10 protein-coding genes and 1 pseudogene are annotated in these 11,379 nt (G+C 66.7%); 6 read left to right on the forward strand and 5 right to left on the reverse strand.

Annotation, left to right across the window (positions count from 1 at the left end; genetic code table 11):
* Positions 1 to 208 (reverse strand): annotated as a pseudogene (locus AB4Y84_RS04130) (PAS domain-containing sensor histidine kinase); the annotation flags it as partial.
* A 377-nt stretch (positions 209 to 585) separates the two neighbouring features.
* On the opposite strand from AB4Y84_RS04130, the gene sucC reads away from it, so the two are divergent.
* The 3 genes from sucC to AB4Y84_RS04145 all read left to right on the forward strand — a co-directional run bounded on the left by sucC (position 586) and on the right by AB4Y84_RS04145 (position 4,511).
* Positions 586 to 1,755 carry an ADP-forming succinate--CoA ligase subunit beta gene (gene sucC / locus AB4Y84_RS04135; RefSeq protein WP_442249804.1) on the forward strand — a complete coding sequence of 390 codons (1,170 nt, stop codon included), beginning with the start codon at positions 586 to 588 and terminating at the stop codon, positions 1,753 to 1,755.
* 21 nt (positions 1,756 to 1,776) lie between these two features.
* Positions 1,777 to 2,652 (forward strand): succinate--CoA ligase subunit alpha, encoded by an 876-nt coding sequence (gene sucD, locus AB4Y84_RS04140; protein ID WP_442249805.1) that lies wholly within the window; start codon positions 1,777 to 1,779, stop codon positions 2,650 to 2,652.
* Between the two features lie 224 nt (positions 2,653 to 2,876).
* Positions 2,877 to 4,511, forward strand: coding sequence for an NAD+ synthase (locus tag AB4Y84_RS04145; protein WP_363731955.1), 1,635 nt, complete (start codon positions 2,877 to 2,879; stop codon positions 4,509 to 4,511).
* Positions 4,512 to 4,621: 110 nt separating this feature from the next.
* Here AB4Y84_RS04145 and AB4Y84_RS04150 read toward each other — a convergent pair whose 3' ends face one another.
* Entirely contained in the window at positions 4,622 to 5,824 is a 1,203-nt protein-coding gene (locus AB4Y84_RS04150; protein WP_442244986.1) for an alpha/beta hydrolase, read from the reverse strand.
* A gap of 152 nt (positions 5,825 to 5,976) precedes the next feature.
* Positions 5,977 to 6,861 (reverse strand): outer membrane protein assembly factor BamD, encoded by an 885-nt coding sequence (locus tag AB4Y84_RS04155; RefSeq protein ID WP_442249806.1) that lies wholly within the window; start codon positions 6,859 to 6,861, stop codon positions 5,977 to 5,979.
* A 113-nt stretch (positions 6,862 to 6,974) separates the two neighbouring features.
* Here AB4Y84_RS04155 and rluD point away from each other — a divergent pair, with 113 nt between their 5' ends.
* From rluD to AB4Y84_RS04170, 3 genes are read left to right on the forward strand one after another with little or no spacing between them, the layout of a single operon-like run.
* A complete protein-coding gene (rluD, locus tag AB4Y84_RS04160) occupies positions 6,975 to 7,964 on the forward strand; it encodes a 23S rRNA pseudouridine(1911/1915/1917) synthase RluD (RefSeq protein ID WP_223496322.1) in 990 nt (329 codons plus the stop codon).
* Positions 7,964 to 8,731: a peptidoglycan editing factor PgeF gene (pgeF, locus tag AB4Y84_RS04165; RefSeq protein WP_442244985.1), complete on the forward strand. Its 768-nt coding sequence runs from the start codon at positions 7,964 to 7,966 to the stop codon at positions 8,729 to 8,731. Before rluD ends, pgeF begins: the two co-directional genes overlap by 1 nt.
* A complete protein-coding gene (locus tag AB4Y84_RS04170) occupies positions 8,731 to 9,156 on the forward strand; it encodes a thiol-disulfide oxidoreductase DCC family protein (protein WP_394198436.1) in 426 nt (141 codons plus the stop codon). Before pgeF ends, AB4Y84_RS04170 begins: the two co-directional genes overlap by 1 nt.
* Positions 9,157 to 9,225: 69 nt before the next feature.
* Here AB4Y84_RS04170 and otsA read toward each other — a convergent pair whose 3' ends face one another.
* Positions 9,226 to 10,590, reverse strand: coding sequence for an alpha,alpha-trehalose-phosphate synthase (UDP-forming) (otsA, locus tag AB4Y84_RS04175; protein ID WP_312786456.1), 1,365 nt, complete (start codon positions 10,588 to 10,590; stop codon positions 9,226 to 9,228).
* Positions 10,587 to 11,379: glycoside hydrolase family 15 protein (locus tag AB4Y84_RS04180; RefSeq protein ID WP_442249807.1), on the reverse strand; the 793-nt coding region annotated here is incomplete at its 5' end. The genes AB4Y84_RS04180 and otsA, both read right to left, overlap by 4 nt.

Below are 11,379 nucleotides of genomic sequence, written 5' to 3' on the forward strand. Positions count from 1 at the left end.
CCAGCCACAACAGGGACAGCAGCAGATAGGCGGCGCCGACCGAATAGGCCAGGCGCGGGTGGTGGGCTTCGCCGACCATGGCCGACAACGGGCTGTAGAGCAGGGCGGCGATGACCGAGGCGATCAGCACCCGGTACAGGGCGAAGAAATACAGCTCGCGCCGCGGTATCGATTCGATGCGGTCGATCAATGAAGCACTGGGTGACACGCCGGAACTCCCCTTCTGGCTGCCTGGAACTGGATCATGACGGCGGTGGGCCGAACCTGCCCGACGTCCCCCGATCGTCGGATGTGCTCGCTGCCCGGTTGCCGGCACCGTGGGCTCGAATTTACGGGACCAGTATAGGGGGCCTGTACCGGGCTGGGCTGCGCAATCGACCCGGCTCGGCCTTTGGGGGGCGAGCCGTGCCGTGCCGCAACTGCCTGAATGCCCGTGGAAATCTGGCCGGTTGCGGCCTTTTATCCATACTTCTTTGCGCCCCGGCGCCGGCTCGGCCACAATAGTGGGCCCGCCGCGGTCCATGCCGGCGCCCCGCCGGGGCCCTGAGGAATTGCGTGCGGTCGTTCCTATTCCCACGGTGACGCATGAATTTCCACGAATACCAGTCAAAACAACTGCTTGCCGAGTACGGCATCCCGGTCCCGGCCGGCAAGGTCGCTGCGACCCCGGACGAAGCTGTTGCCGCTGCCAACTCCCTGGGCCAGGGCCCCTGGATGGTCAAGGCGCAGATCCACGCTGGCGGCCGCGGCAAGGCTGGCGGCGTCAAGTTCTGCAAGACCACCGACGACGTGAAGGCCGCTGCGGCCAAGATGCTCGGCACCAAGATGGCCACCTACCAGACCGCTGGCGTTGAACTGCCGGTCAACCTGGTGCTGGTGACCACCGCTGGCGAGATCGTCAAGGAACTGTACCTGTCGGTGCTGGTTGACCGTGGCACCAAGACCATCACCTACATCGCCTCTTCGGAAGGCGGCGTGGAGATCGAGCAGGTCGCCGCTGAAACCCCGGAGCTGATCCACTCGCTGAACGTCGACTTCGTCGAAGGCGTGCAGGGTTACCACGGCCGTGATTTCGGCTTCAAGCTGGGCCTGACCGCCAAGCAGGCCGGCCAGTTCGCCAACATCATGGTGAACCTGTACCGCCTGTTCAACGAAAAGGACCTGGCGCTGGTTGAAATCAACCCGCTGGCCATCCTGGACGACGGCAACCTGTACGCGCTGGACGGCAAGTTCGACAGCGACGACAACGCCGCGTTCCGCCAGAAGGCCCTGGTCGCCATGCGCGACAAGACCCAGGAAGATCCGACCGAAGTGATCGCTTCGGAGCTGGACATCAACTACGTCACCATGGACGGCAACATCGGTTGCATGGTCAACGGCGCAGGCCTGGCCATGGCCACCATGGACGTCATCAAGCTCAACGGCGGCGAGCCGGCGAACTTCCTGGACGTGGGCGGCGGTGCCAACAAGCAGCGCGTCATCGAAGCGTTCAAGCTGATCCTGTCCTCGGACAAGGTCGAAGGCATCTTCGTCAACATCTTCGGCGGCATCGTCCGCTGCGACATGATTGCCGAAGGCATCATCGCCGCCGTGAAGGAAGTGGGCGTCAAGGTTCCGGTCGTGGTGCGTCTGGAAGGCACCAACGTGGAAGAAGGCAAGCAGCTGCTGCGTGACAGCGGCATGGCCATCATCCCGGCCGACAACATCAACGACGGTGCCAAGAAGGTCGTCGAAGYTGTCAAGAACGCCGCCTGATCCGACACCGAAGGAAATCCAATGTCAGTTTTGATCAATAAGAACACCAAGGTGATCGTGCAGGGCTTCACCGGCCAGCAGGGCACCTTCCACGCCACTCAGATGATCGAGTACGGCACCCAGGTTGTTGGCGGCGTGACCCCGGGCAAGGGTGGCACCACCCATATCGACCTGCCGGTCTTCAACACCGTTGCCGACGCCGTGCAGAGCACCGGCGCCAACGCTTCGGTCATCTACGTGCCGCCGCCGTACGCGGCTGACGCGATCCTGGAAGCTGCTGCTGCCGGCATCAAGGTCATCGTCTGCATCACCGAAGGCATCCCGGTGCTGGACATGCTGCGCGTCAAGAACGTGCTGACCCGTTCGCATCCGGACACCGTGCTGATCGGGCCGAACTGCCCGGGCGTCATCACCCCGGGTGAGTGCAAGATCGGCATCATGCCGGGCCACATCCACAAGCCGGGCAAGATCGGCATCGTGTCGCGTTCGGGCACCCTGACCTATGAAGCGGTCAAGCAGACCACCGAAGTCGGCCTGGGCCAGTCCACCTGCATCGGCATCGGTGGTGACCCGATCAACGGCCTGAACTTCGTCGACTGCCTGAAGCTGTTCAACGAAGACCCGCAGACCGAAGGCATCATCATGGTCGGCGAAATCGGCGGCGACGCTGAAGAAGCCGGTGCCGAGTACATCAAGAACCACGTGAAGAAGCCGGTCGTCGGTTTCATCGCGGGTGCTTCGGCTCCGGCTGGCAAGCGCATGGGCCACGCCGGTGCGATCGCATCGGGCGGCAAGGGCACTGCCGAAGGCARGTTTGCTGCCATGGAAGCTGCTGGCGTCGTCACCGTGCGTTCGCCGGGCGACCTGGGCGCTGCCATCGCCAAGCTGGTGAAATAAGACCGCAGCCGCGCAGCGGCTACGTGTTTGTAAAGCCGGCCGCTGGCCGGCTGTCTGAAACAGAAGGGCCGCCTCCGGGCGGCCTTTCTGCGTCCGGGTATCGGCGACCCGCTGAACCGCATCCACGCATGGCGTGGAACTACTGTGGCACACACCCAGGTGCGCTCCATCCACGCATGGCGTGGATCTACAATGTGCGTATTGCAACCACAGGCTGGACCCTCATGGCTTCGATCCGCATCGCGATGGCGCAGTTCGACTTCCCGGTTGGCGATGTCGCCGGCAACACCGAGCGCATCATCGAGATGATCGGCCAGGCGCGCGACGAGTACGGCGCCGGGCTGGTGATGTTCCCCGAACTGGCGGTCAGCGGCTATCCGCCGGAGGACCTGCTGCTGCGCCCGGGCTTCCTGTACGAGTGCGAGCAGGCGATGACCCGCATTGCAGCTGCGTGCCGTGGCATCACCGCCGTGGTCGGTTGGCCACAGGCGGCCGGCGCGGTGGTCTACAACGCGGCCAGCGTGCTGCGCGATGGCCTGGTGGAGCAGACCTATCGCAAGCGCGAGCTGCCCAATTACGCCGTGTTCGACGAGCGCCGCTACTTCGATGTCGACCCCGACGGTGGCAGCTGCGTGTTCGAGGTTGACGGCATCCCGGTCGGCCTGCTGATCTGCGAGGACCTGTGGTTCGCCGAGCCGCTGGCCGATACGGTGCGTGCCGGCGCGCAGCTGGTGGTGGTGCCCAATGCCTCCCCGTACGAGCGCGGCAAGCATGCCCAGCGTGACGCTGTGCTGGCCGCACGAACCCGCGAAAGCGGTGCGGCCATCGCCTACCTCAATGTGGTGGGCGGCCAGGACGCGCTGGTGTTCGATGGTGCATCGGTGGTGGCCGATGGCGATGGCACGGTGCACCCGGCCGCGGCGGCCTTCGTCGACCAGTGGCTGGTGGTGGACTACGACGGCGCTACCCGTAGCTTCCTGCCGCAGGTATGGATGGACGATGGTGACGAGAGCATGGATGCGCTGGCCTGGCGCGCGGTCACCCGCGGCATCCAGGACTACTGCAGCAAGAACGGTTTCAAGAAGGTGTGGCTGGGTCTGTCCGGTGGCATCGACTCGGCGATCGTGCTGGCCATGGCGGTCGATGCGCTGGGCGCCGAGAACGTCACTGCGGTGCGCCTGCCGTCGCGCTATACCGCCGGCATGTCCAACGACCTGGCCGCCGAGCAGTGCGAGGCGCTGGGCGTTAAGCTGGAAGCCGTTTCCATCGAGCCGGCGTTCCAGGGCCTGATGCAGGCGCTGGCACCGATGTTCGAGGGCACCACGCCGGATGTGACCGAGGAGAACCTGCAGTCGCGCAGCCGTGGCGTGATCCTGATGGCGCTGGCCAACAAGTTCGGTGGCCTGTTGCTGACTACCGGCAACAAGAGCGAGTACGCGGTCGGTTACGCCACCATCTATGGCGACATGTGTGGCGGCTATGCGCCGCTGAAGGACCTGTACAAGACCGAGGTGTTCGGCCTGTCCAAGTGGCGCAACACCGTTGGCGGTGCGCCGGTGATCCCGCCGGCGGTGATCAGCCGCCCGCCTTCGGCCGAACTGCGCGAAAACCAGACCGACCAGGATTCGCTGCCGGCCTACGACGTGCTGGACGGCATCCTGTACCGCTACATCGACCAGGAGCAGTCGCGCACGGAGATCGTCGCCGCAGGCTATGACGCGGCGGTGGTGGACCGTGTGCTGCGGCTGGTGCGGATCAGCGAGTGGAAGCGCCACCAGGCCGCGCCGGGCCCGAAGGTCTCGCGACGCGCGTTCGGGCGTGAGCGCCGCTATCCGATCAGCAACGGCTACAAGAGCTGAGGACCGGTCGCCGGGCATGGCCCGGCGCTACCAATGTTCGATGGATCCATCGGTAGTGCCGGCCGCTGGCCGGCAACCGGGTGTACCGCCCATCCACGCATGGCGTGGATCTACTGGGCTTCGTTGAGCAGTTGCTCCAGGCCGGCGGTTTCGGCGGCGTCGTCAAAATGGCTGTCCCCCAGCCGCGCGCGCACGAATGCCAGGGCATCGGCCGCTGCTGCGTCCAGGGTGCCGCGATGGTCGACCGGGTAGCGTCGGAAGGCCACCGGTTCGCCGCGCACGGCCAAGCCGGCGGCATACAGCAGGGTGGTCAGATAGGGCACGTCGCGGTCCTGGCTGCCGTGGCCCAGCATCAGCGGCTGGCTGAAGCCCCGGCGTGGCACGCCCAGATAGTCATGCAGCAATGTCCAGATGCCCGGTACCGAGCTCAACGGCGCGTTGAACATCTCTCCTGTGTTGGCGCCCTCCAGGGTGACAGCCAGCGGGCCCAGGCACTGCTGGCGCGCCAATGCGACGCGTGCGTGGCCCTCAGCGCTGAGCACCTGCGCGATGCGTGGCTCCACCTGCAGCAGGCCATCGAGCAGGTAGGCATGGTAGGCATTGAGCGCGCCCGGATTCGGCGTACGGTTGTCCGGCTTCATCACCAGGCCGGTCACCTCCACGGCGGTGGGCGTGCCGGTGGTGAAGCTGCCCTGGTACTGCAGCGACGTCCCACCATAGGATGGCGCCAGATGACCAGCAGTGAGCGCGGCGGCGCCACCCTGCGAGTGGCCCACCGATACCCAGCGCGGCGACAGCGTGGCGCTGCCCAGGAACCGGTGGCCCGCCTTCACCAGATCGATGGCGTTGCGCGCGGCGGTGCGCACGTGCAGGTAGGCGTGGTCGCCCGGGCTGCCCAGCCCCTGGTAATCGGCGGCGAACACTGCATAGCCCTGATCCAGGAACTGGTCGAGAAAGCGGCCATCGGGCTCGGGCTGGTAGGGGCCGGACACCGAAGGGGCGCAGTGGTCGGCGATGCCCTGGGTGCCGTGGGCCCAGGATACGACCGGCCAGCCACCTGCCGGCGCAGGCCCGGCGGGCAGGTAGACCAGCCCGGTCGCCTCGGCCAGGCGTCCGTGATGATCGGGGGTGCGGTAGGCCAGCTTGTAGGCCTGGGCGGCCTTGGAGGGCACCCAGCTGGCGCGGTAGGGCGCGGCCGAGAGCAGGTCGCCCGGCTCCGCCGCCATCGCGACAAGGGGACTGGCGGCCAGCGCGAGCAGGGCAGTGACCAGCAGGGTCGGGCGGGGTCGGAACCGCTGGGACGATGAGGACATGTGGCGCTCCATGCAGGCCGGGATGGCCTTTGCGCCGCAGTCTGGAAGCTGTCCCTTCGCGCTGACTGGGACGGACGTCGCAGCGATCGCGGATTCGGAGAATTCCTAGCGATGACGCCACGAAAAAAAAGGCCCCTTGCGGGGCCTCTTTCTTACTTCTTTTCCAGTCGCGCGTTGCRCTGGCCGGTGGCGGCGGACTTCTCGCCGGCAAACGGGTTCAGCTTACGGATCATCCACGGATACTTCGGCCACTTGCCTTCCAGCCACGGGTGGTCCGGCTGGTTCAGCTGCAGGACGCGGCGGGCGTCGTCGGCCAGGGTCTTGTTGCCCAGGTGGGTGTAGGAGTCGGCCAGAACCGCAACAGCGTCGTTCTGGAACGCGCTCTGCGGATAGGTTTCCAGCAGGTAGTTGGCGCGGCCGGCGGCCGAGACCCAGGCGCCACGGCGCATGTAGTAGAGCGCGTTGTCGAGCTCGTGCTGGGCGAATACGTCACGCAGTACCAGCATCCGCTGACGCGCATCGGCGGCATAGCGGCTGTTGGGGTAGCGGTCGACCACGATGTTGAAGTCTGAATACGCCTGGTGCGGCGTGGACAGATCGCGGCGGCTTGCGTCCAGGGACCATACGCGACGCAGGAATACCGTATTGCGATTGGAATTGGCCAGGCCGCGCAGGTAGTACAGGTACGCGATGTTGCGGTGGGTCGGGTAGGTACGGATGAAGCGGTCGATGCTGGACACCGCGTCATCGTGCTTGCCGGCCTTGTACTGGGCGTAGGCCGATTCGATCATCGCCTGCTCGGTGTACGGGCCGTAGGGATACTGTGCCACCAGGCGACGGAAGCTGGCTTCGGCGCCGCTCCAGTTGCCGCCTTGCATCAGCTTGTGGCTCTTTTCGTAGAGCTGTTCGACCGGGGTGCCTTCATCAGGGCGATCGCCCTTGGTGCCGCGGTTGCAGCCAGTGGCGACGATGACCAGCACCAGCAGGAGGGCGGTCAGGCGGACGGGCGCGGAGAGCAGGACGGAGCGTCGGATCATGGGGTCAATGCGGGACGCGGCTGGAATACGAAGGGTCGATGATAGCCTAGTGTCCTGTCCAGCGACTGAAACCGGCTCGCCGGGACCCCAAAATTTCAAAGATGCCCCCTGCCATGTCTGAACAACCCTCCGAATCGGCCCGCCAGGCCATTGTCCCCGACACCTCCGCCGGCCGTCGTTTCGACGCGGTCGTGGCCGAGCTGTTCCCCGAATACTCCCGCTCCCGCCTGACCGAGTGGATCAAGGCTGGCGACGTCCTGCTGGACGGCGCGCAGGCACGCCCGCGCGACGCGCTGCGCGGCGGCGAGGTGGTCACCCTGCAGGTGGTGCTGGAAACCCAGACCACCGCCGAGCCGGAAGACATTCCGCTGGACGTGCTGTTCGAGGACGAGCACCTGCTGGTGATCAACAAGCCGGTCGGCCTGGTCGTGCACCCCGGTGCCGGCAACCACAGCGGTACTCTGGTCAATGCGCTGCTGTACCGCGATCCGTCGGTGGCGGTGTTGCCGCGCGCGGGCATCGTGCATCGCCTGGACAAGGACACCAGCGGCGTGATGGTCGTGGCCCGCACGCTGGAAGCGCAGACCGCGCTGGTCGAGCAGCTGGCTGCCCGTGACGTGCACCGCCAGTACCTGGCCGTGGTGATGGGCGCGCTGGTGGCCGGTGGTACCGCAGATGCGCCGATCGACCGCCACCCGCGCGACCGCCTGAAGATGGGCGTGCGCGAGGATGGCAAGGAAGCGGTGACCCATTACCGCCTGCGCGAGCGCTTCCGTGCGCATACCGCGCTGGAATGCCGCCTGGAAACCGGGCGTACCCACCAGATCCGCGTGCACATGGCGCACCTGCGCCATCCGATCGTGGGCGATCAGCTGTACGGCGGTGCGCTGAAGCTGCCCAAGGGTGCCAGCGACGAGCTGGTGGCCGCGCTGCGCGGCTTCAAGCGCCAGGCCCTGCATGCAGAGACCCTGGAGTTCGTGCATCCGATCAGTGGTGAGCCGGTGCGCAACACGGCGCCGGCGCCGGCCGACATGCTGCACCTGATGAAGGTGCTGCGCGAAGACAGCGCTGCCTTCGCCGAGCGCGAGCGGGACCGCTGGTAATGACTACCGCGCTGCCGCTGCTGCAGGCCGATTGGCCGGCGCCCCCGGGCGTGCATGCACTGACCACGCGCCGGCACGGCGCGGGGGTCTCGCCGGAGCCGTTCGCCCAGTTCAACCTGGGCAACCGGCACGCGGCCGACGGCGACACCCCGGCCAACGTCGAGCATAACCGGCAGTTGCTGCAGCAGGGTCTGGCGTTGCCGTCGGCGCCGCATTGGCTGCGCCAGGTGCACAGCAGCACCGTGCTGCGTTTCGGCACGCCGCCGGTGGAGGGGGCCAGCGAACCGGTGGCCGATGCCGCGGTGACGTCGGTACCCGGCGTGGTGCTGGCGATCCTCACCGCAGACTGCCTGCCGGTGGTGTTCGCCGCCGTCGATGGCAGCGAGGTGGGCGCCGCCCATGCCGGTTGGCGTGGCCTGGCCGACGGCATGCTGGAGGCCACCGTGGCCGCCATGCAGACGCCGCCGGCACAGCTGCGCGCGTGGCTGGGCCCGGCAGCGGGACCAGCCGACTACGAGATCGGCGAAGAGGTGTACCACGCCTTCGTCGGCCACGACGCGGCCGCTGCGGCGGCCTTCGTGGCAACCCGGCCCGGTCACTGGAAGGTGGATCTGTTCGCGCTGGCGCGACAGCGCCTGCAGGCGGCGGGCATGGAGCTGGGCAACATCCACGGCGGCACGGTCTCGACCATGGCCGATGCGGATCTGTACTCGCACCGTCGCGACCGCCGCACCGGCCGGATGGCGACGCTGGTGTGGATGGACTGATGCGCGGGGATCGCGCTGCGGGTGTAGAGCCTGGCGGCGTGATCGTCTTTGATGGCGTCTGCGCGTTGTGCAGTCGCTGGGTGCGTTTCCTGCTGCGGTTCGACCGGCAGGAACGCTTTCGCTTCGCGGCGATGCAGGGCGCGCAGGGCAGCGCGCTGTTGCGCGCGCACGGCCTGGACGCGGACGACCCGACCTCGTTCCTGCTGTTGGACGGGCAGGGCGCGTGGACCGATACCGATGCGATCCTGCGCGTGCTGGCGGCACTGGGCGGTGGTTGGCGCCTGGCGGCCGTACTGCGCGTGCTGCCACGCCGCTGGCGCGATGGCGCCTACCGCGTGCTGGCACGCAACCGCTATCGCTGGTTCGGGCGCCATGACGCCTGCTTCCTGCCGACGCCGGCACAGGCCGCGCGCTTCCTCGATTGAAAAACGGGGACGGAGGGGATCAAGTCGTTTGTGGCGTAAACGGCTTGATCCCCTGCGTTCCCTTTCCAGTCAGCCTTCCAGCGCCTCGAGGTAGCTGCGGCGCCAGTGGTTGATGTCGTACGTACGCAGGTGTTCCATCATCGCGTGCCAGCGTTCCTGGCGCCTGCGCAATGACATCGTTGCGGCGGTGGCGATGGCATCGGCCACACCATCCAGATCGTGCGGGTTGACCAGCAGTGCCTGCTTCAGTTCATCGGCGGCGCCGGCCAGCAGGGACAGCACCAGCACGCCGGGATCTTCCGGGTCCTGCGAAGCCACGTATTCCTTGGCGACCAGGTTCATGCCATCGCGCAACGGGGTGACCAGGCCGACAGCGGCGGCGCGGTAGAAGCCGGTCAGGGTGGCGTGGGTGAAGTTCTGGTTGACGTAGCGCAGCGGCGTCCAGTCGGGCTCGGCGTGGCCACCGTTGATGTGGCCGGCAATCTGCTCCAACTGGCTGCGCAGTTGCCGGTACTCGGTGACATCGCCGCGCGAGACCGGGGCGATCTGCAGGTAGGTCAGCGAGCCGCGCTGGTCGGGATGGCGCTGCAGGTAGCGTTCGAAGCCGAGGAAACGCTCGGGCAGGCCCTTGGAGTAGTCCAGGCGGTCTACGCCGATGGCAAGCTGGCGGTCGCGCAGGCTGCTGCGCAGGTTCTTCACCGCCGCCTTGCTGGCGGCAGTGCTGGCCTGGCGGGCGATCAGCCCGGTGTCGATGCCGATCGGGAACGCCGCGGCACGGAAATGACGTCCACCGGGCGCTTCGAGGTTGCCGTTGTCGAGCACTCGACCGCCGCCGAACAGCCGCAGGTAGGTCTGGAAGCGATCGGCATCGCGCTGGGTCTGGAAGCCGACCAGGTCGTAGGCATACAGCGCCGAGAACAGCCGCAGATGGTCAGGCATGGCCTGCAGCAGATCAGCCGAGGGCATCGGGATGTGCAGGAAGAAACCAATGCGGCAGCCGATGCCGCGCTCACGCAACATCGCGCCGAGCGGAATCAGATGGTAATCGTGGATCCAGACGATGTCGTCTTCGCGCAGCAGCGGCGCCAGCTTGTCGGCAAACAGCGCATTGACCCTGTGGTAGGTCTCGCGGGTGCCGCGGTCGTAGTCGACCAGGTCCAGGCGGAAGTGCAGCAGTGGCCACAAAGTGCGATTGGCGAAGCCGTTGTAGTAGCCATCCACATCGCGCTTGGCCAGGTCCATGGTGACGTACTGGATGTCACCGTCACGTTGTTCGTGCAGCGTGCCACTGGCCTCGCGCACGCTCTTGCCACTCCAGCCGAACCACAGCCCGCCGCGTTCCTTCAGTGCCGCCAGCAGGCCCACGGCGAGGCCACCGGCGCGGTTCTCGCCGGGGACGGCAACGCGGTTTGAAACAATGACAAGACGACTCACGAGGCCTCCTGCCAGGACCGCGACAGGCGCATGGCCGCGGTGATCAGGCCGACATGCGAGTAGGTCTGCGGGAAGTTGCCCCAGGCTTCACCACCGTCGAAGGCCAGGTCCTCCGACAGCAGGCCCAGGTGGTTGCGTTGCTGCAGCAGCGCTTCGAACATCTCACGGGCTTCATCCATGCGGCCGATGGCGGCGAGCGCATCGATGTACCAGAACGTGCAGATGGTGAAGCTGGTTTCCGGTTCGCCGAAATCATCCGGCGCGATATAGCGATACAGCGCGTTGCCATGCTTGAGGTCACGGCCGATGGCCTCGACGGTGGCGACGAAGCGTGCGTCGTTGGCGTCGATGAAGCCGATGTCGGCCAGCAGCAGCAACGAGGCATCCAGGCGATGGCCATCGAAGGTATCGGTGAAGTGGCCGAGCTCTTCGCTCCAGGCTTTTTCAATGATGCGTGCGTGGATGGTGTCGGCACGCTCGCGCCAGTACTGCGCGCGATCATCACGCTTCAGGCGCACGGCGATCTTGCACAGGCGATCGCACGCCGCCCAGCACATCGCGCTGGTGTAGGTATGCACTTCGGTGCGGCCGCGGAATTCCCACAGGCCCGCGTCGGGCACGTCGTGCAGTGCGAAAGCCTGTTCACCCAGCGGTTCCAGCCGAGCGAAGGTGTGGCTGTCACCCGGATCCTGCAGGCGACGGTCGAAGAACAGCTGGGTGGAGGCCAGCACCACGCTGCCGTACACATCGTGCTGGCGCTGTACCCAGGCCAGGTTGCCGCGCCGCACC

The organism is Stenotrophomonas sp. 2YAF22 (genome assembly GCF_052114665.1).
Taxonomy (GTDB): Bacteria; Pseudomonadota; Gammaproteobacteria; order Xanthomonadales; family Xanthomonadaceae; genus Stenotrophomonas; species Stenotrophomonas indicatrix.